Here is a 25,256-nt window from a genome sequence, read left to right on the forward strand (position 1 = left end):
GGATCTCCCTTTGCCGCGCCGCTCATCTGCGGCCATACCGGCGCACGCCGACGGCCATGACCAGAAGGGCGGCGGCGATGACGCCGAGCCCGGTCGCGCCCCACAGCGTGGAGGTGGCGACGGTCACGCGGAAATCGGCCGAATTCGACACGCCGGAGCCCGACGCGCGCACGCTCGTCATGTAGTCGCCGGCGACAGCGTTCTTGGCCGGCGTCAGGTGCAGCGAAATCTCCTGCTTGGCGTCGGGTGCCAGCTCGCCGAGCGTCTTGGGCTCCATCTCCGCCTTCCAGCCCGAGGGCGCGCGGGCGGTCAGGGTCACGTCGCGGGCGGTGTCGGATCCGGTATTGGCCACGGTGAAGGTGAAGTCGCGTTCCTCGCCCGCCGTCGCGGTGCCCGACAGAAGTCCACCTGGACCCATCAGCGCGATCTTCGGCTGGCCGGTGATCTGGAGGTGCAGCGGGGCGGCGGCCGTTATGCTGTCGCTTTGCGCGCCGATGGCGACGTCATAGGTGCCGGCGGCGACATTCTGCGGTGCCTTCACCTTCGCCTTGATGGTCTTGGTCTCGTTGGCCTTGACGGGAAGCGAGGTGATCTCCTGGCTGCCGTAGCCTTCGGTGAAGGCCACCTGGAAGCCGTCGGGCGCCTTGGAGGCGAGGTTCACCACCGTGTCCTTCGGGCTGTCGTTCTTGAGCTTCAGCTCGAAATCGAAGGAGGATTTCGCCGTGCCGCGCAAGGAGGGGAGCTTGGGATCAAGCGTCAGTTTGGCGGGCCTGGCTTCAGCCATGGTGAGCTTGATCGGCAGGTCCAGCTTGCTGGGTGCGCCTGGGGTCGCATTTTCCACCGTGCCGCGTACGTTGAAAGCGAAGGTGCCGGCGCTCTTGGGGCTGTCTTTGGGCGGTGTGAGGATCAGATGGAGCGTCTCGGTGTCGTCCGTGCCGACAATGGCGGCGGAAACCTTCGATCCGCTGCCGTCGATCTCGGATGTCCAGCCTTCGGGAAGACCGTCGAGCGCCAGCTCCACGCGCTCGGGCGGCATGGCCTTGTTCTTGAGCGAAATATCGAGCTTGACGGTATCGCCGAAGTCCACCGTTCGTTCGGGGAAGGGCGTGGTGAGCCACAGCCCGCGCACCGGTTGGGCCTGATCCTGGCCCATCATCATGGTTTCGGCGGAAGCTGGAAGAATGGTGATGAGGGATGCTGCGGCGAATGCCGACAGCCATGCGCGTCCAAGCGACATGGTCTGGTCTCCTGCTTTGTCTATCCGTAGAAAGCGGGCCCCTTCGCGTCGCAATGGCGGCGTTGGGGGCAGGTATTGGACGCGTGAAATTTCGTGACGGAAACTGGGCGAAATCGTGTTGAAAAAATTACAATGCGGTAATGTGCGCTATTGCTTTCCGGCGTTGCGTATTCAGGCGGGCGTGGCCGGGGGGGCTGGTGCGACCTGTCCTGACCGGGCCCATCCTTCGTTATGGCTGCTGCGCGAGATGAAAAAAAGCCTGCGCCCGGGGGCATTACCCCGCGCGCAGGCCGTCGTCTCGTTCATCCGATTTCAGCGCGTGCCGCGGAGCCTCACTCCGCTGGCTGGGGCGCGCCGTGGCCGATGGCGTGCTTCGGCGCGCCGACCGGCAGGACCTCGTGGCCGTGGGTCTCGTTGATGACTTCGGCTGCCGCCAGATAGAAGGCGAGGATGGCGGTCACCAGGCCGACATAGCCGCCGGCATGCCTGATCGCTTCCATACCCGTGAAGTCGCCGGCCGCCAGCAGCGCGAAGGTGATCCACAGCGCCAGGAAGACCATCTGCAGGGCGCGGGGCAGTGCGAGGCTGCCGACCCACATGAAGAACGTGAAGACGCCCCACATCAGCAGCCACCAGGCAACGAATTCCCCGGAAACGCCGGCGGAAAAGAAGTGTACGAACAGCGCGAAGGTCCACCAGAAGGCGCCGTAGGAGCAGAAGGCGACGCATCCGAACGTGTTGCCGCGCGGCATTTCCATCAAACCGGCGGCGAATTGCGCCGTGCCGCCGAAGGCGAAGGCGGAGGCCAGCACCAGCGGCACGCTGGAACCGGTGAAGAAGCCGGCATTCACCAAGCTCAGCATCCAGGTCGTCAAGGCAAAGCCCGTCAGTCCGAGCGGCGCCGGATTGGCTAGTTTTCTTTCCATGACTTAAAATCCACTCTGCGCCGTTCGCTTGTCTGGCGCGTATCTGCTTGCATACCGCGTGGAGTGGATTTCCGAGGAGATCACGCCTCGAATGTCCTCCCCACAGGCTCACGTTACTTGCCGACCGTGACCCAGTAGGATAACTCTGTCGGGGATAGACTTAAGGTGCAAGCTATAGAATGTCGCAGGTCCAGAAATGACCCGATAGACATTGTTTATCGATAGAGAAAACGCTTGGTAATTCGAATGAATTTCGCCGCCAGCGGAAATCGGGAAACTGAAAGAACGAGGTGCGAGGTCGGGTGACTTCGGCGGAACCGTGAGGCTGGACGGCCGTGTCAGCCGCCGTTCACCTGTCCCGTCCGTCTGCCTCCATCTCGTCGCGGGGGCGGCAGCAGGTGCGGATGAGGGTGCGCAGCCAGCGGTGGGCGGGGTCGTTGTCGAGGCGCGGATGCCAGATCTGCGAGATCACGACCGGCTCCGTCGGGAACGGCAACTCGAAGAACTGCAGCGCCGGCGCGCCGGGGTCGGTCACGGTCGGGGCGAGCGAATGGGTCACCAGCGCCACCAGATCGCTCTCGGCTGCGACCGCCAGTGCGGTGGTAAAGCTCGGCACCGTCAGCGTGCAACGCCGCACAAGGCCGAGTGCCGCCAGTGCCGTATCGATGGGCCCGACGAGCCCGTTGCGCCGCGACGAAAGCACATGGTCGGCCGCCGCATAGCGCTGCGGTGTCAGTGGGCCTTCCAGCAGCGGGTGGCCCGAGCGCACCGCGCCGACATAGTGATCGCGGAAAAGCGTCTGGACCTTCAGTTCCGGCACGCTTTCCCCCAGTACGCCGATTTCCAGATCGATTACCGCCTCGCGCAAGGGGCGCGGGTTTTTGTCCGGCTTGGGGGCAAAGCGCAGCAGGATGCCCGGCGCCTCGCGGCGCACCGCCGCGTGCAGCTTCGCCGCGTAGGCGATGACGAAGGCATCGTTGGCGCGGATGGTGAAGGTGCGCTCCAGCCTTGCCAGATCCAGCGAGACATCGGCGCGGCCGAGAAGCGCGTCGGCCTCGCCCGCCACATGGGGCACGCGTTCGCGCAGCGCGGCGGCATGCGGCGTCAGCACCATGGAGCGGCCCGCGCGCACCAGCAGCGGATCGCCCGTCGTCTCGCGCAGGCGGGCGAGCGTGCGGCTCATGGCCGATGCGCTGAGCCCCAGCCGGCGCGCGGCCCCCGCCACGCTTGCCTCCGCCAGCAGCGCGTCCAGCGCCCTCAGCAGGTTGAGATCGGGATTGGTCATCGCCTGGGTTTACGCTCCTGACGCCTCGTCGCCGGTCCATGACATGGCGCTCCGTGCAGCTATTCAATGCAATGCACGCGTCTTCTGCAATGGCGGCGAATGGATATTTTATCCGGCACAGTCCGCACGGAGCCGAAATGTCCTCGATTTCCCAATCCGCAGAAATGCCCGCCGAAACGTCTTCCGCCGCCCCCGAAATGGCCGGCTTGCCCATGCCCCGCCGGCTTTTCGCGACGCTTGCCGTCATGGCGACGCTCGTGCTGGTCGTGCTTGACGGTGCGATCGCCAATGTGGCGCTGCCGACCATCCATACCGATCTGCAGGTGTCCGCCGCTGCCACCGTGTGGGTCGTCACGGCCTATCAGCTTGCGCTGGTGATGGGGTTGCTGCCGGGCGCGGCGCTGGGCGAAAGCCTCGGCTACCGGCGGGTTTTCCTGGCCGGCATCGTGGTCTTTACCGGCGCCTCGGTGCTGTGCGCGCTGGCGCCGTCGCTGATGTGGCTCGTCGTTGCCCGCTTCGTGCAGGGGCTGGGTGCGGCTCCGCTGATGGCGCTGGCGGTCGCGCTGCTGCGCCATGTCTTTCCGCGTGAGATGATGGGGCGGGTGATCGGCTGGAACGCGCTGGTCATCGCGCTGGCCGCCGCCATCGGCCCGACCATCGGTGCGGCGATCCTCTCTGTCGCAAGCTGGCCGTGGATTTTTGCCGTCAACGTGCCGATCGGCATTCTGGTGCTGGTGGCGGCCCGTTTTCTGCCCGCACCTTCGGGCAGCGGGCGCGGGCTTGACGGTCTCAGCGTGGTGCTGAACGCGGCGGGCTTCGGCTGTCTGGTGCTGGGCGCGGATGCGGTGATCGGCCGGCCGGAAACCGGAGTGCCGCTGCTTGCGGTCGCGGCCGCGAGCTTCATTGCGCTTGTGCGGCGCGAAGCCCCGCGTCGGGCCCCGCTCATCCCGCTCGATCTCTTGCGCCGGCGCTCGTTCCGTCTCTCGGTGATCGCGTCGGTGTGCTGTTTCTCCGCCCAGATGTCGAGCTACGTGGCGCTGCCCTTCATCTTCCAGCACGGGCTTGGTCTTTCCGCGCTGCTGACCGGCATCTGCATGACGCCCTGGCCGCTGGTGGTGGCGTTCGCCGGGCCGATCTCCGGCCGGCTGTCGGACCGTATACACGGCGGCATCCTGTGCGCGGTGGGCGGCGCGACGCTTGCCGCCGGCCTCGCGCTCTCGGCGCTGTGGCCTCTCGGTGGCAGCCCGCTTCCGCTGGTGGCGATGACAATGCTCTGCGGCCTGGGCTTCGGCCTCTTTCAGGTTCCAAACAACCGCAACATGCTGGTTTCGGTGGAGCCGGAGCGCGCGGGCGCGGCCGGCGGCATGCAGGGCACGGCACGGCTTGTCGGCCAGACGGCGGGCGGGTTGATCATGACGGTGCTGTTCACGCTGACACCGGCCGAAGTCGCGCCGCACATGGGGTTGGGCGTGGGTGCCGTGCTCGCCGCACTCGCGGGCGGTGTGAGTGCGCTGCGGGTGCGGGCGGAGTAGGGGCGGAAGAAGGGTGGAGAGGGAGCGGCGGCAATGCCGACCAGCCGCTTGCTTTGATCTCTCAAGTGTCATCCCGGGCGCACCGCAGCACGCCAGTGCTGCTGTGCAGACCTGGGACCTCGCGCGGCAGGCTCCGCAAGCGGATCCCGGCTCTGCGAAGCGTCACTACGTGCCGCATCGCTCATCCGATGATGCTGTGGGGATTGAGGGGAAGGGTGAATTGAGGCCAGTTGCGTGCTCTGATCCTGCATCCCGAATGCCCAATCCACACACGATGTCATCCCGGCCTGCGAGCCGGGATCCATTCCGTGATGCTTCGGCGAAGAATGCAGGGCGATTGAGGTGCCAGATCAGCCACTTCCCGCATGGCGATATCACGGAATGGATTGCCGGTCGGAGCCGGCAATGACGAGATCCGACGATTCGATAATACGCGCCGCTTCGGTGGCGATGCGATTGTCCTTGATCTCTAAAACGACTGGATATCGGGTTGAATGAGATTAAAGATCAAGGCTCTATTTTCGAAACAACAGAATCAACCGCCTTTAACCCAACTCTAAGCTGACTTTTGTTAACTTTTACATCTGGATCGTTGTGAACAGGATAATAGTCTTGTCTCATTTTAGATAGAGGGGTTCCATGATGTGCTGCAACTACTCCAGCTGTATTGAAATCTCTCAACTCTCCGACGTAAAAAGCGAGAAATTCATCACGACTATTCGCAGAATTTTCCTTAGAAGTGAATTTTCCGGGATCAGCCTTATACTCACCATATAACTGATCAGCAGTCGCATCTGAAAATGCCGCAAAAGCGGCAGCCGCTCCTTTGAATTGAGTAAATCTATTCCCAATCGCCAGATGGACTTTTGGAAGTTCTAATTTACGTTGTTTAGCTTTCGCAGCAAAAGTATAGCCACCAAAAAAAGAATGAGGAGGATTTGTTCCATATAAAAGTGCAAATAGTGCTTTTACTGCGACTCTCGATGAGTCGTCGGCGTTTACGGGCACTAGAAGTCTAGTTGCTCCGCAAATAGCAAGCTCTGTGTATATTGAAAAAGATGGATTTGTATCGAAGAAAACGGTCCATTTATCCTTATCTAAGCTCTTCACTAAGCGCTGAAATATATTGTGAACCCACTCCCAAGGGTCCGTAAGGCCGGGAAAAGGAGTTCGGCTAGCCTCGTCATTAATGGCGGGGGCCATTAATTCTAAATTTCCATCGCCACTTAGGAGAAAAAGATTTTCTGGCATCATTTTATTAAAGTGATTCGCTTGAATGCTGTAATTTTCTAAGTTTGGTGTATTTCTATTTAAAATAGAATCACTTATATATCCTACAACGCTTTTAGGATTTTCTTGAGAACAGAGCTTTAATACATTTTTTTCTCCGTTTATGCCGCCGCCTAGTAGAAGCATTGAACAATTAGCTTGTGGGCACATATCGATTAACAATATGTTCCTATCAGGGTTCTTTTCAGCAAAACGAGATGCTATGTGAAATGCAATGGTGCTCTTTCCCGTCCCGCCTTTATTGTTCCAGACAGCGTAAGAATGCATTATATCCCCCTGCTAAAGTTGTGTGGATTTCAGCATTGAACATATGGAAAGTAAAATCATTATATGCCCATCTCGATATGTGATCTTATCTCACTAGTTGTCTGTGACAAATGATATTGAAAATTACGCCTCCCATTCTTTATATAGTTGTTTTTTCAATGTGTTATCGGAAAATTAGTCACCACATCTGTGGCAAGCATTAGCTTTATTCGGTGGGAGGAATTGAGGCCTTGAATAATTTCAATGATAAAGCGAAGGCAAGAGCCGAACAGATATTTGGGGGCGCCAATTCCCCGCAACAATCTGTCATTTGCCCTTCTCCGCATTTTCGCATATGCGGGTAAGTGGGACACCCTTCCCCAACGAAGGGCGCCTATCTGAAAGGGTAGCATCATGACAGTGACTGAAAAGCCGGCCATTTCGCCGGCCAATCCCGATTTTTCTTCCGGCCCCTGTGCCAAGCGTCCCGGCTGGACGCTTGATGGCCTCAAGGATGCCCCGCTCGGGCGTTCCCATCGTGCCAAGATCGGCAAGGCGAAGCTCGCCCAGGCCATCGACAAGACCCGCGACCTCCTGCAAGTGCCCGCCGATTATCGCATCGGCATCGTTCCCGCCTCAGATACGGGCGCGGTGGAGATGGCGCTGTGGTCGCTGCTGGGCGCGCGCCCCGTCGACATGCTGGCCTGGGAAAGCTTCGGTTCGGGCTGGGTGACGGACGTCATCAAGCAGCTCAAACTCGACAATGCCCGCAAGCTCGAAGCCGGCTACGGCGCGCTGCCGGATCTCTCGGCCGTCGATTTCTCCCACGACGTGGTCTTCACCTGGAACGGCACGACCTCCGGCGTGCGCGTGCCGAACGCGGACTGGATCCCGGATACCCGCGAGGGCCTGACGATCTGCGACGCGACGTCGGCCGCTTTCGCGCAGAAGCTCGACTTCTCCAAGCTGGATGTCGTCACCTTCTCCTGGCAGAAGGTGCTGGGCGGCGAGGCCGCGCACGGCATGCTGATCCTCAGCCCCCGCGCCGTGGAACGCCTTGAAACCTATACGCCTTCCTGGCCGCTGCCGAAGATCTTCCGCATGACCAAGGCGGGCAAGCTCAACGAGGGCATCTTCAAGGGCGAGACCATCAACACCCCCTCCATGCTCTGCGTCGAGGACTATCTCGATGCGCTCGACTGGGGCCTTTCGCTTGGCGGGCTGGAAACGCTGATGGCGCGCGCCGATGCCAACGCCAAGGTCATCGCCGACTGGGTGGAAAAGACCCCGTGGGTCGATTTCCTGGCGGCCGATCCGGCCATCCGCTCAAACACCTCGGTGTGTCTCAAGATCGTCGATCCGGCGGTGACGGCGCTCGACGAGAAAGACCAGGGCGTGTTCGCGAAGGCGATCGTCGCAAGGCTCGATGCGGAAGGTGTCGCCTATGACATCGGCTCCTACCGCGATGCGCCGGCGGGGCTTCGCATCTGGTGCGGGGCAACGGTGGAGGCGTCCGATCTGGAAGCGCTGACGCCCTGGCTCGACTGGGCTTTCGCGGAAGCCGTCGCCTCTCTTCGACAGGCGGCCTGATCCGTGGCGGGCGAACCGATGAGCCGCAAGCTCGCCGGGTTCGTCCGATCGGTCGGGATCCCGGTGCGTTTCGAAGCGCTGCCGGATCCCACCTTCCTGCCTGGTCTCGATATCCGTTTCGGCACGCTTTTCATCGATGAGGCGCGCCTTCTCTATCCCGGCGACATCCTGCACGAAGCCGGCCATATCGCGGTGAGCGATCCGGCCGAGCGGTTGCTGGAGCGCCTGGATCCGAGCCCGGGCGACGAGATGGCGACGATCGCATGGTCCTATGCGGCCGCTTGCCATCTGGGAATTCCGCTGGAGGTCCTCTTCCACCCTGACGGGTACAAGGGCGATGCCGAGGCTTTGGCCGAGAACTTCTCGACCGGCCATTATATCGGCGTTCCCCTGTTGCAGCTCTACGGCCTGACGGTCGAGCCGCATCGTGCCGCGGAGGAGGGCACCGATCCCTATCCCCACATGCTGGGCTGGCTGCGTTCGTGAGCCGGCCGAACGAGGTGGATCATGGCTCCCAAGGTACTGATTTCAGGAGAATATCTGTTCGCCGTTGCGCAATCCCGCTGGCGTGATGATGCCCGCACGCAACTGAAGGCTCAACTCTTCGCGGGAGCCTGACAGTTATGTCGGTCTTTCACAGGAGCTTCCGGTTTGCCGACATCCGCTTGTCGGTCGAACCGGACTGCGGTGTCTCCAACCATACATTAGAGCGCTGCGATCCGGCATTGCCGGAGGGAATGCGGGTTGACTGGTGTTCCCTCGAAACCGTCGCGATTGATTGCGCGCCAGGAGACCGGATCATCATAGCCCTGTCCCTGCAACCGGCCGGCGCGGATGAATGGGAAGTGAGCCGGGAGGCGGGCGAATACCTTGATGCAATAGAGTTTTCGTCCAGACAAGGGACTGTCGCCTGCGTGGCAATGCGCTCGCCCGAATGGATGGAAGACCAATATGGGCTCCGCGTCGTGGAGGCGAACTCGGAGCGCCTTGACCTTCGCGCGACCTACGAGGCCACGGTCCCTGCAAAACCGGTCGTTCAGATTGCAATAGCCGAAACCGGCGACCCGGCCAGCGAGAGCGAAAATCTCTCGCCGTGGTACGCGGTCGATCTTGCTCTCAAGTTCTAAAGGAAGTTCTCGATGGCTCCCAAGGTACTGATTTCAGACAAGCTTTCGCCCGCTGCGGTGCAGATCTTCAAGGATCGCGGGCTTGATGTCGATTTCCTTCCCGATCTCGGCAAGGACAAGGAAAAACTGGCCGAGGTAATCGGTCAGTATGATGGTCTCGCCATCCGTTCCGCGACCAAGGTCACGGAAAAGATCATTGCGCGCGCCGACCGGCTGAAGGTGATCGGGCGGGCCGGCATCGGCGTGGATAACGTCGACATTCCGGCCGCCACCGCCAAGGGCATCATCGTGATGAACACGCCCTTCGGCAACGCCATCACCACGGCCGAACATGCCATCGCGATGATGTTCTCCGTCGCCCGGCAGATCCCGGCGGCCGATGCCTCGACGCAAGGAGGCAAGTGGGAGAAGTCGAAGTTCATGGGCGTGGAGATCACGGCCAAGACGCTGGGGCTGATCGGCTGCGGCAATATCGGCTCCATCGTCGCAGAACGTGCCATCGGGCTCAGGATGAAGGTGGTCGCCTACGATCCGTTTCTGTCGGCGGAACGTGCCCGCGATCTCGGCATCGAGAAGGTGGAACTCGACGAGCTGCTGCGCCGCGCGGACTTCATCACGCTGCACACGCCGCTCACCGACAAGACCCGTAACATATTGTCGGAAGAGGCGATTTCGCGCGCCAGGAAGGGCGTCTACATCATCAACTGCGCGCGCGGCGGGCTGGTCGACGAGGCGGCACTCAGGGCGGCGCTCGACAGCGGTCACGTCGCGGGCGCCGCGTTCGACGTGTTCGTCGACGAGCCGGCGAAGGAGAACGTGCTGTTCGGTGCGCCGAACCTCGTCTGCACGCCGCATCTGGGGGCCGCGACGCAGGAGGCGCAGGAGAATGTGGCGCTGCAGGTGGCGGAGCAGATTTCCGATTACCTGATGAGCGGCGGTGTCACCAACGCCTTGAATATGCCGTCGATTTCGTCGGAGGAAGCACCGAAGCTGACGCCCTTCGTGCGGCTTGCCGAGCAGCTCGGATCGTTCGCAGGCCAGCTCACCGAGACGGCGATTTCGGGCATCCGGATCGAGTACGAGGGCCACGTTGCGGAGATGAACACCAAGGCGCTGACGGCGGCGGTCCTGACCGGTGTTCTGACGCCGCTGCTGCAGTCGGTCAACATGGTCTCCGCGCCCTCGCTCGCGCGCGAACGCGACATCCACGTGGAGGAGGTCCATCGCTCGCAACAGGGGGCCTACGAGACCTATATCCGCCTGACAATATTGACGGAACGCCAGAGCCGATCGGTCGCCGGCACCATTTTCGCCGACGGCACGCCGCGCATCATCCAGGTGAAGGGCATCGACATGGAGGCCGCGCTCGGGCCCCACATGCTCTATATCACCAACGAGGACAAGCCGGGCTTCATCGGCAAGTTCGGATCGATCCTCGGCGATGCCGGGGTCAATATCGCGACCTTCAGTCTGGGCCGCAACGAGCCGGGCGGCGATGCCATCGCGCTGATCGAGGTCGACGGCGAAGTGCCGGCGGAAACGGTCGAACAGCTCGTCGCGCTGCCGCTGGTCAAGCAGGTCAAGCCGCTGAAGTTCTGACGAAAACGAGAAAAGGGCGGCGAGGATAACCTTGCCGCCCTTTTCTCTTTTGGCGTTCATTCATCGATTCATTGAATTTTGTCGAATTTCGTCGAATTCGTCTCGCATTTCTCGAAAATGCAAAAAACGTTCAAATGCGCCCGCGTGCGGCGGCGCGTCGACGCATGAGCCACCTCGGAATCCGTCCGTCGATGGTGACGAGGGCGGTGGCGATGAGGGCCATGCCGGCCCAGTGTCGGGGCTCCAGCACCTCGCCCAGAATCAGAGCGCCGGCCAGGATCGCGCTGACCGGCACCAGGAACGTGACCAGCATGACATTGGCCGGGCCGGCCTGCGCCAGGATGCGGAAGAACAGGATGTAGGCGAGCGCGGTGGACAGAAGCGCCAGCGCCAGCATTGATGTTATCACCGGGGTCGACGGCCAGTTATCCCCGAGGCCGGCGCCGCCGGTCGCGAGCATCATGACGACGAGGATGAGGCTCGACCCGGTGAGCTGGCCCGTCGCCGTCACCAGCGCGGGCGTGTCGCGGAAGCGGCGGCCGTAGAGGGCGGCGAACCCGTAGGAGACGGTGGCGCCCAGACAGGCGAGTTCCGCCACGACGTGGTCGCCGACGCCGGCGACCGCCTCCACCCCGATCATCACCGCAACGCCCGTGAAGCCGAGAACGACGCCCGCGACCTTCAGCGGCGTGGCCCGGTCGCTCGTGGTGAAGAGGTGCAGGATGATGACGGTGGAGATCGGCGTGAAGGCGTTGAGGATCGCCGCGAGGCCGGAGGCGATTTCGGTCTGGCCCCAGGTCAGCAGGCCGAAGGGCACGACGTTGTTGATGAGCCCCATGACGAGGAACGGCGCAAAGCCGGCAATCGTGAGGGGAAAGGCGATGCCCTTGAGCCGCAGCACCGCATGCAGGGCGAGCGCGCCGAGTGCGACGCGCAGGAAGACGATCGCCATCGGCGAAATCTCGGCGACCGCGACCTTGGTGAAGAAGAACGAGCCGCCCCACAGGATCGAGAGCGCGATCAGCATCGCCCAGTTGGCGAGCGACATCTGCGTGGCGGAGGGGATTTCGGGCGGGCGCGTCATCATCGTGATCCGGTGTGGCGTTGGACCCCAGATCTAACGGGTCGCGCGGCGGGGCGACACACGTTTCTTGCGGCGGGGCGGGCATGGCGGCTTGCACCGCGCCCACCCCTCGCATCCCGGGCGCAATCCCGGCCCTAACTCTTCGCCCAGGCATCCAGCGCGGTCTGGACGACGCGGTCGCCGGGCGAGCCCTTTTCGAGCGTCAGGATGGCGCGCTTACCGGTCTCGTACAGGATCGGAATGTCGATCCAGCCCCGGTCGCGCAACAGCGCGATGTTGCGTTCGCGCTCGTCATCGATGGAGGACAGCGCCACCCAGAAGAACCCGTCCGCAACCCGCACCGAGGCCCCGCGCAACGCATCGCCGCGTGCCTCTTCGGTGGTCTTCATGATCAGGCCCGGCACCGAGGAAATCCCCTTGCCGGAGAAATTCGGCGGCAGATTGAACTTCAGCTCGATGAGGTGGCTGGCCGGGAGCGTCTTGTCCTGGTTCGGCCGGATCGTCAGCTCCACGGACACATCGCGCCCGGGAATGGTGATTTCGGCCTTGATGACCGTATCTGCCTTGGTCCCGCCGGCGGGCGTCTCCTCGGCCGTCGACCACAGCACGCGGCCCTGCTCGGCGGAGCCACCGGTGCTTGCATCCGCGCTTTCCTCGTAAAGGATGGCGCGCTGGGCGACGGGTGTCGCCTGGGATGCGGAAGCGGGTTGCTGGGTGGGACCGGGCACAGGGGCCGGCGTGGGAACCGCGGCCGCATCGCTGCTCGAGGCGTCATCCGCCGGCACACCCGTCTCCGGCTCGCCACCCTGCGGAGCGACGGTCACGCCTTCCTCGCTCGGCGGCACGACGCGCGTCGTCGTCACCGCGCGCGCATCGGGCGCGGCCGGCGATCCGTCGTCGTTGAGAAGCCGCGCGGGGTCCTTGCCGTCATCGGAGGAGGCGGGCCCGCTGGCCGGCTGCGGCCCTTCCGCCACCTGCGGGGCATCCGATCCCTCGAACATCGCCAGAATGGAATCGCGCTGGTTGTAGATGAGGCTCGCCAGCCCGATGAAGAACACCGCGACCAGAACGACAAGGCCGATCATCGGCAATCGCGAGGGCCGCAGATCACGCTCGCCGAAGGGCGGCAACGTGGACGCGGTGGGCGTATCGGCACCACGCGTCAGCGCATCGATATCGGAAACGGCAGTGCGGCCTTGCGGCGCCCCGGCAGGTATCGCCGCGGTGTCGCCCCGCCCGGTGTCGGAGCTGGAAAACCCTTTCGGAGCAGCGGTCCGCTCACGCGCGACAGCATCCTTCCGCACGCCGGAAAGCGGCTCGAAGCGGGCCGGTTCCGGCGCCTCTTCGCTCTTCGCATCCTTGTGGTCGGAACCGAGGCGGACGCCGGCGCCCGAAACGGCGTCGTCGTCCGGATCGTCGAAAATGTCTTCGCTCGCGGGCGGCGTCGGTTCGATGCGCTCGCCCGGACCCGCACTTGTGCCAGAAGCTGCCTTGGCGCCCGCTTTCGAACCGTCATCCGTGGCGGCGGGCTTTTCCTGCGCCGCAACCGGCGCGGCGTGACCCGACGGACGCTGCGGCTCGCCCTGATGCCTTGCATCCTGCGTCTGCGCCGCCCCGGGGCCGGTAGCGGGCGCCGCTTCCGGTTCTGATTCGGGTTGCGCCGCAGGCGGCTGGGCGGCGGGCTGGCGCGGTGTTGGGAACGGTGCCTGGGTGTGCGCGGCGCGCGGTGCAGGTCCGAGCCCCAGAGAGGCCCGCGCCGCATCCGCCTCCACCTTGCGGATCGCTTCCTCGAGGTGGAGTTGTTCGGTCGTTATGGCGGAAGGCGCCAGTGGCGGATCGTAGCTCTTGAGCTGATTGACGATGGCCTGGCGCGCGCGCTGATAGACCGCCCGACGCGCCGCTCCCGTGTTTTCGGGAAGTGCATCGATCGCCCGCTTCAAGACAGCGTGATAGTCCGCCATTGGCAACTCTTATAAGGACTGAACAATTCTTCGACGTTTAGGGTTAATCCTGAAACGGATTTTGGACAAGGATTGTGTCATCCCGTTCAGGTGAGGTCGACAACAACGCCACCGGAGCGCCGATCAGTTCTTCGACGTGACGGACATACTTGACCGCCTGCGCCGGCAGTTCGGCCCAGCTGCGTGCGCCCGCCGTGGTTTCTTCCCATCCGTCGAGCGTCTCGTAGATCGGTTCGACGCGGGCCTGCGCGCCCTGGCTTGCCGGAAGATAGTCGATCTCCTTGCCGTCGAGCTTGTAGCCGACGCAGATCTTGATCTCCTTCAGCCCGTCCAGCACGTCAAGCTTGGTCAGCGCGATGCCGTTGATGCCGCAGGTCCTGACGGTCTGCTTCACCAGCACCGCATCGAACCAGCCGCAACGCCGCTTGCGCCCGGTCACAACGCCGAACTCGCGGCCCTTCTCGCCCAGGAACTGGCCGATCTCGTCGTTGAGTTCCGTCGGGAACGGTCCCTCGCCCACGCGCGTCGTGTAGGCCTTGGTGATGCCCAGCACATAGTCGAGCCCGCCCGGCCCAATGCCCGAACCGGCCGAGGCCGCCCCTGCGACCGTGTTGGAGGAGGTCACAAACGGATAGGTGCCGTGATCGATATCGAGCAGCGCGCCCTGCGCGCCCTCGAACAGGATCCGCTTGCCTTCCTTGCGCTTCTCGTCGAGCAGCCGCCAGACGATGTCCATGAACGGCAGCACCTTGTCGGCGACGCTGGTGAGTTCCTCGTACAGCGCCTCCGGCTTGATCTCGTCCTTGCCGAAGCCGCGCAGCAGCGCGTTGTGGTGGGTCAAGAGGCGGGCGATCTTGTCGCGCAGCGTCTCGGTGTTGGCCAGATCCATCAGCCGGATGGCGCGCCGGCCCACCTTGTCCTCGTAGGCCGGGCCGATGCCGCGCTTGGTGGTGCCGATGCGGGTGCCTTCGTTCGATGATTCGCGCAAGGCGTCGAGTTCGCGATGCAGCGACAGGATCAGCGGAACGTTCTCGGCGATGCGCAGATTGTCGGGGGTGATGGTCACGCCCTGCTCGGCCAGCCGGCCGATCTCGGCGACCAGCGCATGCGGGTCAAGCACCACGCCATTGCCGATGACGCCGAGCTTGCCTTCGCGCACGCAGCCCGACGGCAGCAGCGACAGCTTGTAGCTCACCCCGTCGATGACGAGCGTATGACCGGCATTGTGTCCGCCCTGGAAGCGGACGACGACGTCCGCCTGCTCGGACAGCCAGTCCACGATCTTGCCCTTGCCTTCGTCTCCCCACTGCGATCCGACAACAACGACGTTGGCCATTGGCTTATTGTTCCTTGAGATTGGTTCGCCGGGTGTCGCCCCTGATGTGTCGAGGCGGTCGGCATTGTAATGTGCGCGGGCCCGGCGCGAGGTCCCGGTAGCGCGGGCACGGCCGGAATCGGCGCGCCGTCTCCGGCACGCACGAAGCGGCCGGACTATAGACACATCGTCGGGCCGTGACGAGTCCCGTAAAGGGAGCCGCCCCGCCTTTGCGCTCTGCATCGTCCTCACCCGGCGCGATCCCGGCGATGACGCTGGAAAGATCGAACGGCGAAACAGGACTTCGAACCACACAGCGGCAGCCAAGTCTTGCGCCAAGCTCTGCGGTCAGCCCCTGCATTGTCGTTACGGCACCGCGAACCGTACCGATCCCGCCCGCGCGCGGCTTTACACGACCAGCATGAACCGATACTCGGCAATGAAGTGCCGATTTGAGTGAGGGCGTTTCCCACACGCATGAATCCGGCGCGCGAGGGAGGGTTCCAGTTCCATGACGACATCCGCCGCACGCCTCGGCTCCTGGCTCTATTCCCAGCCCTACATCCTGCTGTCCACCACGGCGACCGCCTGGGGCGGCAACATCGTCATCGGCCGCGTCGCGGCGGGCCACATTCCCCCTCTGGCGCTCGCCCAGACCCGCTGGATCGGCGCTTTCGTCATCCTGGCGCTGATCTTCTGGCCGAAGGTCCGGCAGGATTTGCCGGTCATCCGGCGGCACTTGCCGATTTTGCTGCTGCTCTCCTTCTTCGGCATCACGCTCTACAATTCGCTGGCCTATGTGGGCCTTCAATACACGCAGGCCATCAACGGCGCGCTGATGCAGTCGACCGCCCCGTTCTGGATCGCGTTGTGGTCGCTCCTCCTCTTTGGCGACCGCCTGACCTGGGGCCAGATCGGCGGCATCCTGCTCTCGAGCATCGGCGTTCTCGCCATCATCACCGACGGCGACCCGTCGCGGCTGAGGGAACTGACCGTCAATCCGGGCGATCTGTTCCTGATCGCGGCCATGGCCTGCTACGCGCTCTATGCCTCGGTGCTGCGCAAGCGGCCGCCGATCCACCCGATGTCGTTCCTGGTCATCACCATCGGCCTTGGCGGGCTGATGCTGATGCCGGCGACCGCGATGGAATTCGCTTCCGGCTTCGTCATGCAGGCCGACACGCAGACGATCCTGTCGCTGATCTACGTGATCCTGATCGCGACCATCCTCGCCTATATCTGCTTCAACCGCGGTGTGGAGCTGATCGGCCCCAACCGGGCCGGGCCGTTCTTCCACCTGATCCCGGTCGTCGCCTCGCTGCTGGCGATCGTCTTCCTGGGCGAGGCGTTCCGGGCCTACCACGCCATCGGTTACGCGCTGATTCTCTCCGGGATTGTTCTGGCGCAGCGCTTCAGCCGCTAGAGCGGTAGGGATGGGCCGCTTGCACCGCGCTCATCGCATCGCATCGCCCCAGCGATGATCGCATCTGGCTCGCGACGCCCCCCCTTGCATTGCCGTTCGAACCGCCCCACACTGGCACCACTTCCGAGGGGTGTTCGCGAACGCGAACTGAGATGGCCAGTCCCGGTCCGCCGCATGGGCGACGGGGCAGGGGCCGAACCCTTCGAACCTGATCCGGGTCATGCCGGCGAAGGGACGGAAACCTGAGCCCTATTTTCCCGGGTCTCCATGGTCTTTGGTGTCAAGGACGGGGAGATCCCATGTTTCATCTGCAAGGCCCGCACGAGCGCGGCAACCGATTTTCACGAATACCGCACGCCGGTATTGCCCTTGACGCGAAGATGCCGCCCGGCGGCGGTCGTGCGCAGGGGGGCCGTGGGCGGGGCGGCTGCGGCCGAGTGCGGCGCCCAGTGATGCGCATGGGCGCCTTTCCGATTTCCTGATTAATCGCAGAGCGTCGATCCGCAACGGGCCACCCGTGCGGCGTGCGCACCGGTTTGCCATTGTCCCGGCCCGGTCATTTCCCGCGCGGGGCGCATCCCAACCGCTTGAGGCCCTCCGGCCCAAGGAAGATCATGTCTGAATTCCAACGGCGTATCGTGCGCGGGCTGGTGACCGCTATCCTGCTGCTGGGGGCGTGGGAGCTGGCCGTACGCGGCCTGAAGCTGCCCTCCTACATGCTGCCGCCGCCCTCCAGGGTGGCGCAGGTGCTGGTTGCACGTGCGGACTTCCTGCTCACCCAGGCGGGCATCACGGCGTATGAGACCGTGCTGGGGCTCGTCTTCGGGGTGGTTTCGGGGGTCGTGCTGGCACTGACGCTTTCCGTGCTGCCGCTGGCACGGCGCTACCTGCTGCCGGTCGTGGTGGTCAGCCAGGCGCTGCCGGTCTTCGCCATCGCGCCGCTTTTGGTGCTGTGGTTCGGCTTCGGGCTTTCCTCCAAGATCGTGATGGCGAGCCTGATCATCTTCTTTCCCGTCACTTCCGCCTTTTACGACGGGCTGCGCCGCACCGATCCCGACCTTCTCGACTACGCAAAGCTCGTGCGCGCCACGCCCTGGCAGACCTTGATGCTGATCCGCGTGCCCGCCGCATTGCCGGCACTCGGCTCGGGCTTGCGCGTCGCCGCCGTCTTCGCCCCCATCGGGGCGATCGTGGGGGAGTGGGTCGGCTCATCGCAAGGGTTAGGCTTCGTCATGCTGCAGGCGAACGCGCGCGCGCAGGCCGACGTGGTGTTCGCCGCACTCGTGCTGCTCGCCGCCATGGCGCTTCTGCTTCGCGCAACCGTCGACAAGGCCACCCGCGCGATGACGCCCTGGCAATCCGAACAGGCCTGAGAGGCCCGATACAGAGACACCAAGAGAGAGGAGACTTCCCCCATGCTGCAATCGATGAAAGCGATTTTCGCCGCGCTGGCCTTCGCCGTCGCCATTGGTTTTGCCTCAGGCCCGGCACAGGCCGCCGACAAGCTGACCGTGCTGCTCGACTGGTACGTCAATGCCGACCATGGCCCGCTGGTGGTGGCCAAGGAGGGCGGATATTTCGAGGCCGAGGGGCTGGACGTGGAACTGGTGACGCCGGCCGACCCGTCGGCTCCGCCGCGGCTGGTGGCCGCCGGCCAGGGCGACATCGCCGTTTCCTACCAGCCGACGCTCTACGAGCAGGCGCAGGCGGGGTTGCCGGTCGTGCGCATCGGCACGCTGATCTCCACCCCGCTCAACACGGTGATCGCGCTCAAAAGCGGGTCGATCAAGTCACTCGCGGACCTGAAGGGAAAGAAGGTCGGCTTCTCGATCTCCGGCTTCGAGGACGCCATCCTGTCGACCATGCTCGGCACCGTGGGCCTGTCGGAAAAGGACGTGGAGATGATCAACGTCAACTTCGCGCTGACCCCGGCGCTGCTTTCCGGTCAGGTGGATGCGGTCGTCGGCGCCTATCGCAACATCGAGCTCAATCAGCTGGAGGCGGAAGGCAACCCGGGCTTCGCGATCTACCCGGAAGAGCACGGCGTGCCGGCCTATGACGAGCTGATCTACATCGCCAACAAGGACAAGCTCGACGACGACCGCCTGCCGCGTTTCCTGCGCGCGGTGGAGGCGGCGACGGTGTTCCTGACCAACCACCCGGAAGAGGGGCTGAAGCTCTTCGTGAAGAACCATTCCGACATCGACGACGATCTGACGAAGAAGTCCTGGTACGATTCCGTGCCGCGCTTCGCCAAGCGCCCGGCCGCGCTCGATGCCGGCCGCTATGAACGGTTCGGCGCCTTCATGGAAAAGGCCGGGCTGATCGAAAAGGCCCCGAAGGTCGAGGATATCGCGGTGGAGCTCAGGTAGGGGCCGATTGGCGGCGCGCTTCGAAGGCGTCAGGCCGCCCTCTCTCCACCGTCATTGCCCGGCGTAAGTCCGGGCAATCCAGCGGCCTCGGCGTATGGGGAAAGCGCTGGATCACCCGGACTTCGCCGGGTGATGACGGGTGAGGGATCGGGGCCCGCTTCCGCAATTGCGGAGACAGGCTCGATGAGGGATGAGGGAGCGGGGCCCGCTTCCGCATTCGGGACAACCGGCTTGATGACGGAGGAGCCCCCACAGGTTCCCGCGCTCGCGTTCTGTTCCGGACGCAGCGCTACGTCTTTCCGCCCCGTATCGTTGCCACGCGGTCGGCGAAGCGGTCGTAGAAGGTGGCGAGATGATCCGGGGCGGCCTTTCGGCAGGCGGTCAGCGCCATGTCGGCCTTCCATCCGTCGCCCGCGTGCCAGGCGGCGATCAGTCTCTCGTGCTGCGTCTTCAAAGCCGCGAATTCCGGTGTCGCGGCCAGCGCCTGGTCGCCGGCGAGCGCGAAAAGGGCGACGGGCTGGGACTTGCCCTTGAGCGGGATCTCGCCGGCCTCCAGATACGCGAAACCCGGAGCTGCCCTGACCGTATCTTCGGATACCAGAAGCTCCGAGCCCACGGCCTTGCAGCTCGATTCGATGCGCGCCGCCACGTTCACCGCATCTCCGACGACCGAATAGTTGAAGCGCCTGTCCGATCCCATGTTGCCGACGCAAGCCGGCCCGGTGTTGATGCCGACGCCGATCTGAACCTCCTGAATCGGCTTGTGGCCGGCCTTGAAGCCGAAGGCATCGGCCGCGTTCAGTTCCACCACGATCTCGCGCATCCTCAGGGCGGCGCGGCAGGCGAGCGCGGCGTGATCCGGGGTTTCCAGCGGCGCGTTCCAGAACGCCATGATGCTGTCGCCGATATACTTGTCGATGGTGCCGGCCTGAAGCTGGATGGCGTCGGAGAGCGGCGACAGGAGCGTGTTGAGGAAGTGGACGAGATCCTGCGGCGCGAGCATCTCCGAGATCGGCGTGAAACCGCGCACGTCCATGAACATGATGGAGAGCGCCCTCATCTCGCCGCCGAGCTTCATCGCATCGGGCTGTTCCTCCAGCTTGGACAGCAGTTCCGGCGCCAGGTATTGCGCGAAGGCGCGGCGCACGAAGCGTTTTTCGCGGTCGGAGACGATGTATTGCTGAAGTGCCGCGCCGCCATAGACGACAAGCGCGGAGAGCGACGGGTAGATCGGATCGATCAGCAGCGACGCCTCGCGGAAGGCGAAGACGGCGACCGCCACACCCGATAGAGCCAGCACGGCGCCAATGACGGCAGACGGCACCGGACCCGTCGCCACCAGCGCGGCGATGACGAGCAGCCCGAGCGCAACCGTGATCAGGTTTTCCAGCCCGTCGGCCCAGTCGGGACGGCTGAGATAGGTGCCGGCGATGATCTGTTCGGCCGCCTGGGCATGGACCGAGACGCCGGGAACCAGACCGCCCAGCGGCGTGGCGCGGATATCGTTGAGGCCGACGGCGGAGGTGCCGACGAAGACGATGTTGCCTTCCAGCCGGTCGCGGACCGCCGCTTGCCTTTGTGGATCGAACAGGTCGCGCAGGGAGACGTAGCGCTCGGCCCGCGCGGGCGTGTAGTAGACCCATAATTCCCCGTCGGCGGTGGTGGGAATGGTGAAGGCGCCGACGCGCACGGCCGCGATTGCCGGGCGTCCGGTATCGGCCTCTCCGCTGGCCCCCGTGGAGCGCACCAGGAAGCCGCTCGCCCCCTGCGCGAGCCTCAGCGCCTCGATCGCGAGGCTCGGGTAGAGGGCCTTGCCGCTTGAGAAGAGCAGCGGAATGCGGCGCACCACACCGCCGGTATCGGCATGCGAAAGCGAGATGCCGCCGGCGCCGGATGCTCCCTCCTGCAATTTCGGCAAGCTGGTGAGGGCGGAGGCGAAGGGGGAAAGGATTTGCGTGGGGTCGGTGCCGGCGAAGGCCACGCCGGCTTTTGGCTGAGGGAGGCCGCCGCTCTTGTTGGTCAGTGCGGCGAAGCCGAGGATGACGGGCTTGTCCACCAGCGTTTCGGCGAGGGTGGTGTCGTTGTCAGGCAGGCGCGAGAGAAGCGCGCGTACGCGCGCGGCATCCGGGGTGCCGCCGAGATCGATACTTTCGGCGAAACGGGCGGGCGAGGTGCGGTCGGCCTCCGAAAAGACCATGTCGAAGGCGATGGAAGCCGCGCCCAGCTCGGTGAGCCTGTCCACGAGCTTCGCGATCCGCGTGCGTGGCCAGGGCCACTGCCCGAATTCCTTCAGGGAGGCATCGTCGATATCGACGATGCGCACCGGCAGCGCCTGGTATTCGCGCGGCCACAGGCGCTGGTAATAGTCGAAGGTGAGCTCGCGCACCGCCGCCACAAAGGGCGGATCGGCAAGCCGCAGGCCAACCGTGATGGCGAGCATCACGACGCCGGCGATGACGACGAGGACGGTCTTGTTGCGGTTCGGACGTCGGGCGGCCATGCGAGCGATCCGGATGAACGGCGGGCCGGTGCGCGGGATACGCCGGCGATCCGGTCACGGTAGGCGAGGGGGGAGACGCGGGCAAGTTCGTCGCAGGGGTGGGGGCAGGCGTTGCGCGGGCGGGCGGGGATGCCTATCTTGCTCGCGTGCCCGAAGCGGCACCTTTATGGAGACTGGATGTCAGAGCTTGTGTGATCAGGCTCTCCGCGTGACGGAGAGCCTCGTAAACCGATAGACCCGCTGGTCAGCGTTGCGGCCGGCGCGGGTATGTTTGCGTCCATCACACGAGACTTCCATGAATATCTCCCGTTACGAGCAACGTGCGTTGCACGTGCTGGCCCTGGGCGGCCGTATCCACCACAAGCGAGACATGGGCGAAGGCGGGGGCCGAAAGGTCAACGAGGTCATCTGCGTGACCCGCGAGGGTCAGGTTCTGTCCGATTGCACCTTGCAGGTGTTCCAGTCGCTGCGTCGCAAGCGGTTGATCCGCTCTGAAGGCGGCAAGCCTTACATCATCACCTATCGCGGCCGCCGGGCGGTGCGCGCGCAATTCGACAACAAGGGAGCCTGACATGGGCAGGGGAACTGACATGCAGATCCGCAAGGAAACCGCGCGGGATTGTCCCGCCATATCGCGCCTCATCGCTGAGGCCTTCCTCAGCGCCCAGCATTCCACCGGGCGGGAGGCCGATATCGTCATCGGCATGCGCGCCGCCGGTGCGCTGGCGCTGTCGCTGGTGGCGGAGGAGGAGGGCCGGATCGTCGGCCACATCGCCATTTCCGAGGCCCGCGTGGGGGAGGAGGCCGGGTGGTTCCTGGTCGGCCCGCTCGCGGTCCTGCCCGCGTGGCAGGGCCGGGGCATCGGCTCCGCGCTGATGAAGGCGGCGATCGAAGAGCTGAAAACCGGGGAGGCCGGTGGGCAAAGCCTGGGCTTCGTGCTGGTCGGCTATCCCGACTATTACGGCCGCTTCGGCTTTCGCAGCTTCGCCGGGCTGACGGTTGCCGGCGTGCCGGCGGAAAACGTCATGGGCCTGCCGTTCGGCACACGCGAGCCGATGGGTGAGCTCATCCACCATCCGGCCTTCGGGCTCGATCAGAAGGAGTAGCGCCGGCGGGCTCAGGCCTCAGGCGGCGAGGACGCTGGCGGTATCGACGACCTCGGCGAACTCGCCGTCCAGCTGGGCGATGGTCACATCGAAGATGGTGCGGGCTGAAAGCCCGGCCTTCGGCAGGTCGAAGCCGATAACGGCATCGCGAACGATGCTAGCCCGGAAACCGAGGTCGGCCGCGGCGCGGATCGTGGAGTTGACGCAAAAGCCCGCGACCGCGCCGGTGACGAAGAGGTGCGTGATGCCGTGCGTGCGCAGATACGCCTCGAGATCGGTGGAGGCGAAGCCGGAGGACGTCGTCTTGACGAAGACCGGCTCGCCCGCGTCCGCCTGAGCGCAGGGCATCGCGGGGTAGCCCCGTGCCTCCGGGTGGAGCGGCGAGGCCGGATCGTCGTCGCGGTGCCGGATGTGGACGACCGGTCTTGCGGCCGCGCGGAAGGCGGCGGCAAGTGCCGCGATATTCGCCGGGGCGTGCGAACCGACATGGTCACGCCCGGCGTCGAGACGCGCCTGCATCTCCATCTGCATGTCAATGATGACAAGGGCCGATGTCATGGTCGCGAATGCCTCATTCTTGGGGCCATGTCCCGGCCCGGGAGACGCGCCGCGAAACTGACCCGTCGGCCCCTTCTTACTCGCGGCGGGAGAGGGAGAGCAAGACTGCCCGCTTGGGGCGCCCTGTGTCTTTCCCCGGGTCCTTTCCGCGTCTCAACCCTTGAGCCAGCCCTCGAGCTTGCCCGCATCCGGCAGACCGCCTGCGTGGACGAGCTTGCCGTCGACCGCGATACCCGGCGTCGACATGACACCGGCCATGGCGATCGATTTCGGATCGCTTACCTTTTCCACCTCGATTTCCATGCCGAGCTTTTCGGCCGCATCGCGGACCATCTTCTCGGTGGTTTCGCAGCGCTTGCAGCCGGGGCCGTAGACCTTGACGGTTTTCATGGCAGTTCCTTTCATCAGAAGATCAGGTTGAACAAAAAGCCGACGGCGAGGATGCCGGTGCCCACGACGGCGATGAAGACGCCGATCAGGCGTAGCGTCAGGACCTGGCGGAGGATGATCATTTCCGGCAAGCTCAGCGCGATCACGCTCATCATGAAGGCGAGCACTGTGCCGAGTGCCGCGCCCTTGCCCAGAAGCGCCTCGACGATGGGGATGACGCCGGCGGCGTTGGTGTACATGGGAATGCCGAGGACGACGGCGGCGGGCACCGACCACCAGGCATCCGCGCCCATGATGGAGGCCATCAGATCCTCAGGCACATAGCCGTGGATCAGCGCGCCGACGCCGATGCCGAGGATGATCCAGATCCACACCCGGGCGAAGATCTCGCGCACGGCCTCTAGGCCCAGCCGGTAGCGCTCCACCATGGTCAGGCTCTCGCCCTCCATCTCCTGGGGGGCGGTGGCGCCGGAATGGATGTCGCGCACCCAGTCCTGCAGCCAGCCTTCCAGATGGAGCTTGCCGATGATGAAACCGGCGACGATGGCGATGGCGAGGCCGAAGGCGAGATAGGTCACCGCGACCTTCCAGCCGACGAGGCCGAAGAGCAGCACCAGCGCCACCTCGTTGACCATCGGCGCGGCGATCAGGAAGGAGAAGGTGACGCCGAGAGGGATGCCGGCGGAGACGAAGCCGATGAACAGCGGTACGGCCGAGCACGAGCAGAACGGTGTCAGCACGCCGAGGCAGGCCGCCATCGCGTTGCCCACGCCCTCGGCCCGGCCGGAAAGCAGCGCGCGGGTCTTTTCCGGGCTGAAGAAGGACCTTACCACGCCCATGGCGAAGACGATGAGCGTCAGCAGCATCATGACCTTGGGCACGTCGTAGAAGAAGAAGGCGAAGGCCTCGCCGGTGTGGCTGTGCCGCTCGACCGGCAACAGCGCCGTCAGCCATTCGGCGACGGGTATCAGCTGGCTGTAGACCAGCCACCAGACGACGAGCGCGCCGACGACACCCGCGTGCCAGTACCAGTCCGGACGGGGGCCCCTGACGGGGCTGGTGGTCTCCGTACTCATGCCGCCTTCCTTTCCTGTGCTTGCGCGGCGTCGAACACCGCATCCAGGATCGCCCTGATTTCGGGTTGAAGGTCCGGGTTCAGCCGGTAGCGGACCCATTGCGCATCGCGTCGGTCGCAGACGAGCCCCGCCCGCTTGAGAACCTGCATGTGACGGGACATGCGGCTCTGCGTGGCGTCGAGCTTCTGCATCAGCTCGCACACGCAATGCTCCGTGCCATCCTTGAGAAGACGTATCGCTTCAAGGCGTGTGGGTTCGGCAAGGGCGGACAGAACGGAGAGGACCATGGCTTGTGCTCGCTTGAATCAGCATATGCGTATTAGCGCATGAAAGAGGCTCGCTGTCACTGACAATGATCAATGGGGCCGGCGGCGCGGGCGATAGCGGGCAGAGAGGGAGGGGAGGGGCGGCGGGAGCGGGCAGGTTGCGAGGGAGCTGGCGGGAACCGGGTTCGGGCAGAGGGAGCGGTGGTGCATACGGATCGGGGGCGGAACCTTCCGCTTGCACCAATAACCTCTCCCATGGGGAGAGGTCGCCGCGACGCGGCGGGTGAGGGGTATGGGGTTTTCATGGGTACGCAGAGCCCTACACCCCTCACCCCAGCCCTCTCCCCATGGGAGAGGGGGCCAATTCGCCGGG

Annotated in this window: 22 protein-coding genes and 1 riboswitch; of the genes, 10 read left to right on the top strand and 12 right to left on the bottom strand. The window is 64.4% G+C overall.

What is annotated here, in order from left to right; translation table 11 throughout:
- Positions 1–22: 22 nt before the first annotated feature.
- The 3 genes from C8N35_RS15635 to C8N35_RS15645 form a co-directional block, all read right to left on the bottom strand.
- Positions 23–1,237 carry a COG1470 family protein gene (locus C8N35_RS15635; RefSeq protein WP_107990652.1) on the bottom strand — a complete coding sequence of 405 codons (1,215 nt, stop codon included), beginning with the start codon at positions 1,235–1,237 and terminating at the stop codon, positions 23–25.
- Positions 1,238–1,569: 332 nt separating this feature from the next.
- Complete coding sequence (locus tag C8N35_RS15640) at positions 1,570–2,163, bottom strand: acetate uptake transporter (protein WP_107990653.1); 594 nt, start codon at positions 2,161–2,163, stop codon at positions 1,570–1,572.
- 349 nt (positions 2,164–2,512) lie between these two features.
- A complete protein-coding gene (locus C8N35_RS15645; protein ID WP_107990654.1) occupies positions 2,513–3,448 on the bottom strand; it encodes a LysR family transcriptional regulator in 936 nt (311 codons plus the stop codon).
- A 137-nt stretch (positions 3,449–3,585) separates the two neighbouring features.
- On the opposite strand from C8N35_RS15645, the gene C8N35_RS15650 reads away from it, so the two are divergent.
- Positions 3,586–4,980, top strand: a complete 1,395-nt coding sequence (locus C8N35_RS15650) for an MFS transporter (RefSeq protein WP_107990655.1) — start codon at positions 3,586–3,588, stop codon at positions 4,978–4,980.
- Positions 4,981–5,487: 507 nt separating this feature from the next.
- Here the strand turns inward: C8N35_RS15650 and C8N35_RS15655 are convergent.
- Positions 5,488–6,537 carry a ParA family protein gene (locus tag C8N35_RS15655; protein ID WP_107990656.1) on the bottom strand — a complete coding sequence of 350 codons (1,050 nt, stop codon included), beginning with the start codon at positions 6,535–6,537 and terminating at the stop codon, positions 5,488–5,490.
- A gap of 393 nt (positions 6,538–6,930) precedes the next feature.
- On the opposite strand from C8N35_RS15655, the gene C8N35_RS15660 reads away from it, so the two are divergent.
- From C8N35_RS15660 to serA, 4 genes are all read left to right on the top strand, one after another.
- On the top strand, positions 6,931–8,106 hold the full coding sequence (locus C8N35_RS15660) for a phosphoserine transaminase (protein WP_107990657.1): 1,176 nt from the start codon (positions 6,931–6,933) through the stop codon (positions 8,104–8,106).
- A 3-nt stretch (positions 8,107–8,109) separates the two neighbouring features.
- The gene (locus C8N35_RS15665) at positions 8,110–8,592 is read left to right on the top strand and encodes a hypothetical protein (protein ID WP_210203553.1); all 483 of its coding nucleotides are present in this window, start codon (positions 8,110–8,112) and stop codon (positions 8,590–8,592) included.
- Positions 8,593–8,771: 179 nt separating this feature from the next.
- On the top strand, positions 8,772–9,233 hold the full coding sequence (locus tag C8N35_RS15670; RefSeq protein ID WP_146177414.1) for a hypothetical protein: 462 nt from the start codon (positions 8,772–8,774) through the stop codon (positions 9,231–9,233).
- Positions 9,234–9,245: 12 nt separating this feature from the next.
- Positions 9,246–10,832, top strand: a complete 1,587-nt coding sequence (gene serA, locus C8N35_RS15675) for a phosphoglycerate dehydrogenase (protein ID WP_107990659.1) — start codon at positions 9,246–9,248, stop codon at positions 10,830–10,832.
- A 130-nt stretch (positions 10,833–10,962) separates the two neighbouring features.
- Here the strand turns inward: serA and C8N35_RS15680 are convergent, their stop codons facing one another.
- The 3 genes from C8N35_RS15680 to C8N35_RS15690 form a co-directional block, all read right to left on the bottom strand.
- The gene (locus C8N35_RS15680) at positions 10,963–11,919 is read right to left on the bottom strand and encodes a DMT family transporter (RefSeq protein ID WP_342753509.1); all 957 of its coding nucleotides are present in this window, start codon (positions 11,917–11,919) and stop codon (positions 10,963–10,965) included.
- 131 nt (positions 11,920–12,050) lie between these two features.
- Positions 12,051–13,877 carry a hypothetical protein gene (locus C8N35_RS15685; protein ID WP_107990660.1) on the bottom strand — a complete coding sequence of 609 codons (1,827 nt, stop codon included), beginning with the start codon at positions 13,875–13,877 and terminating at the stop codon, positions 12,051–12,053.
- A gap of 43 nt (positions 13,878–13,920) precedes the next feature.
- Positions 13,921–15,213 carry an adenylosuccinate synthase gene (locus tag C8N35_RS15690; protein ID WP_107990661.1) on the bottom strand — a complete coding sequence of 431 codons (1,293 nt, stop codon included), beginning with the start codon at positions 15,211–15,213 and terminating at the stop codon, positions 13,921–13,923.
- 490 nt (positions 15,214–15,703) lie between these two features.
- On the opposite strand from C8N35_RS15690, the gene C8N35_RS15695 reads away from it, so the two are divergent.
- From C8N35_RS15695 to C8N35_RS15710, 3 genes are all read left to right on the top strand, one after another.
- Positions 15,704–16,615, top strand: a complete 912-nt coding sequence (locus tag C8N35_RS15695) for a DMT family transporter (protein WP_107990662.1) — start codon at positions 15,704–15,706, stop codon at positions 16,613–16,615.
- 116 nt (positions 16,616–16,731) lie between these two features.
- A riboswitch (TPP riboswitch) is annotated at positions 16,732–16,867 on the top strand.
- Between the two features lie 362 nt (positions 16,868–17,229).
- The gene (locus C8N35_RS15705; RefSeq protein WP_107990664.1) at positions 17,230–17,988 is read left to right on the top strand and encodes an ABC transporter permease; all 759 of its coding nucleotides are present in this window, start codon (positions 17,230–17,232) and stop codon (positions 17,986–17,988) included.
- 54 nt (positions 17,989–18,042) lie between these two features.
- Positions 18,043–18,987 (top strand): ABC transporter substrate-binding protein, encoded by a 945-nt coding sequence (locus C8N35_RS15710; RefSeq protein ID WP_211200041.1) that lies wholly within the window; start codon positions 18,043–18,045, stop codon positions 18,985–18,987.
- Positions 18,988–19,276: 289 nt separating this feature from the next.
- Here the strand turns inward: C8N35_RS15710 and C8N35_RS15715 are convergent, their stop codons facing one another.
- Positions 19,277–21,487: a CHASE2 domain-containing protein gene (locus tag C8N35_RS15715; protein WP_107990666.1), complete on the bottom strand. Its 2,211-nt coding sequence runs from the start codon at positions 21,485–21,487 to the stop codon at positions 19,277–19,279.
- A gap of 295 nt (positions 21,488–21,782) precedes the next feature.
- Between C8N35_RS15715 and C8N35_RS15720 the strand changes: the two genes are divergently transcribed.
- Positions 21,783–22,058, top strand: a complete 276-nt coding sequence (locus C8N35_RS15720) for a YjhX family toxin (protein ID WP_107990667.1) — start codon at positions 21,783–21,785, stop codon at positions 22,056–22,058.
- Between the two features lies 1 nt (position 22,059).
- On the top strand, positions 22,060–22,593 hold the full coding sequence (locus C8N35_RS15725) for a GNAT family N-acetyltransferase (protein ID WP_245926817.1): 534 nt from the start codon (positions 22,060–22,062) through the stop codon (positions 22,591–22,593).
- An 18-nt stretch (positions 22,594–22,611) separates the two neighbouring features.
- Here C8N35_RS15725 and C8N35_RS15730 read toward each other — a convergent pair whose 3' ends face one another.
- The 4 genes from C8N35_RS15730 to C8N35_RS15745 all read right to left on the bottom strand — a co-directional run bounded on the left by C8N35_RS15730 (position 22,612) and on the right by C8N35_RS15745 (position 24,904).
- Positions 22,612–23,151, bottom strand: coding sequence for an isochorismatase family protein (locus C8N35_RS15730; RefSeq protein WP_107990669.1), 540 nt, complete (start codon positions 23,149–23,151; stop codon positions 22,612–22,614).
- A 153-nt stretch (positions 23,152–23,304) separates the two neighbouring features.
- Complete coding sequence (locus tag C8N35_RS15735) at positions 23,305–23,541, bottom strand: thioredoxin family protein (RefSeq protein ID WP_107990670.1); 237 nt, start codon at positions 23,539–23,541, stop codon at positions 23,305–23,307.
- 14 nt (positions 23,542–23,555) lie between these two features.
- Positions 23,556–24,617, bottom strand: coding sequence for a permease (locus tag C8N35_RS15740; protein WP_107990671.1), 1,062 nt, complete (start codon positions 24,615–24,617; stop codon positions 23,556–23,558).
- Positions 24,614–24,904, bottom strand: coding sequence for an ArsR/SmtB family transcription factor (locus C8N35_RS15745; protein ID WP_107990672.1), 291 nt, complete (start codon positions 24,902–24,904; stop codon positions 24,614–24,616). Before C8N35_RS15745 ends, C8N35_RS15740 begins: the two co-directional genes overlap by 4 nt.
- Positions 24,905–25,256: the final 352 nt, after the last annotated feature.

The organism is Breoghania corrubedonensis, from assembly GCF_003053845.1.
Classification (GTDB): domain Bacteria; phylum Pseudomonadota; class Alphaproteobacteria; order Rhizobiales; family Stappiaceae; genus Breoghania; species Breoghania corrubedonensis.

What these genes read in the sequence shown, in the direction of transcription:
- C8N35_RS15635 (WP_107990652.1), bottom strand. Translation starts at nt 1,237, where the DNA reads ATGTCGCTTGGACGCGCATGGCTGTCGGCATTCGCCGCAGCATCCCTC.
- C8N35_RS15640 (WP_107990653.1), bottom strand. Translation starts at nt 2,163, where the DNA reads ATGGAAAGAAAACTAGCCAATCCGGCGCCGCTCGGACTGACGGGCTTT.
- C8N35_RS15645 (WP_107990654.1), bottom strand. Translation starts at nt 3,448, where the DNA reads ATGACCAATCCCGATCTCAACCTGCTGAGGGCGCTGGACGCGCTGCTG.
- C8N35_RS15650 (WP_107990655.1), top strand. Translation starts at nt 3,586, where the DNA reads ATGTCCTCGATTTCCCAATCCGCAGAAATGCCCGCCGAAACGTCTTCC.
- C8N35_RS15655 (WP_107990656.1), bottom strand. Translation starts at nt 6,537, where the DNA reads ATGCATTCTTACGCTGTCTGGAACAATAAAGGCGGGACGGGAAAGAGC.
- C8N35_RS15660 (WP_107990657.1), top strand. Translation starts at nt 6,931, where the DNA reads ATGACAGTGACTGAAAAGCCGGCCATTTCGCCGGCCAATCCCGATTTT.
- serA (WP_107990659.1), top strand. Translation starts at nt 9,246, where the DNA reads ATGGCTCCCAAGGTACTGATTTCAGACAAGCTTTCGCCCGCTGCGGTG.
- C8N35_RS15680 (WP_342753509.1), bottom strand. Translation starts at nt 11,919, where the DNA reads ATGATGACGCGCCCGCCCGAAATCCCCTCCGCCACGCAGATGTCGCTC.
- C8N35_RS15685 (WP_107990660.1), bottom strand. Translation starts at nt 13,877, where the DNA reads ATGGCGGACTATCACGCTGTCTTGAAGCGGGCGATCGATGCACTTCCC.
- C8N35_RS15690 (WP_107990661.1), bottom strand. Translation starts at nt 15,213, where the DNA reads ATGGCCAACGTCGTTGTTGTCGGATCGCAGTGGGGAGACGAAGGCAAG.
- C8N35_RS15695 (WP_107990662.1), top strand. Translation starts at nt 15,704, where the DNA reads ATGACGACATCCGCCGCACGCCTCGGCTCCTGGCTCTATTCCCAGCCC.
- C8N35_RS15705 (WP_107990664.1), top strand. Translation starts at nt 17,230, where the DNA reads ATGTCTGAATTCCAACGGCGTATCGTGCGCGGGCTGGTGACCGCTATC.
- C8N35_RS15710 (WP_211200041.1), top strand. Translation starts at nt 18,043, where the DNA reads ATGAAAGCGATTTTCGCCGCGCTGGCCTTCGCCGTCGCCATTGGTTTT.
- C8N35_RS15715 (WP_107990666.1), bottom strand. Translation starts at nt 21,487, where the DNA reads ATGGCCGCCCGACGTCCGAACCGCAACAAGACCGTCCTCGTCGTCATC.
- C8N35_RS15720 (WP_107990667.1), top strand. Translation starts at nt 21,783, where the DNA reads ATGAATATCTCCCGTTACGAGCAACGTGCGTTGCACGTGCTGGCCCTG.
- C8N35_RS15725 (WP_245926817.1), top strand. Translation starts at nt 22,060, where the DNA reads ATGGGCAGGGGAACTGACATGCAGATCCGCAAGGAAACCGCGCGGGAT.
- C8N35_RS15730 (WP_107990669.1), bottom strand. Translation starts at nt 23,151, where the DNA reads ATGACATCGGCCCTTGTCATCATTGACATGCAGATGGAGATGCAGGCG.
- C8N35_RS15735 (WP_107990670.1), bottom strand. Translation starts at nt 23,541, where the DNA reads ATGAAAACCGTCAAGGTCTACGGCCCCGGCTGCAAGCGCTGCGAAACC.
- C8N35_RS15740 (WP_107990671.1), bottom strand. Translation starts at nt 24,617, where the DNA reads ATGAGTACGGAGACCACCAGCCCCGTCAGGGGCCCCCGTCCGGACTGG.
- C8N35_RS15745 (WP_107990672.1), bottom strand. Translation starts at nt 24,904, where the DNA reads ATGGTCCTCTCCGTTCTGTCCGCCCTTGCCGAACCCACACGCCTTGAA.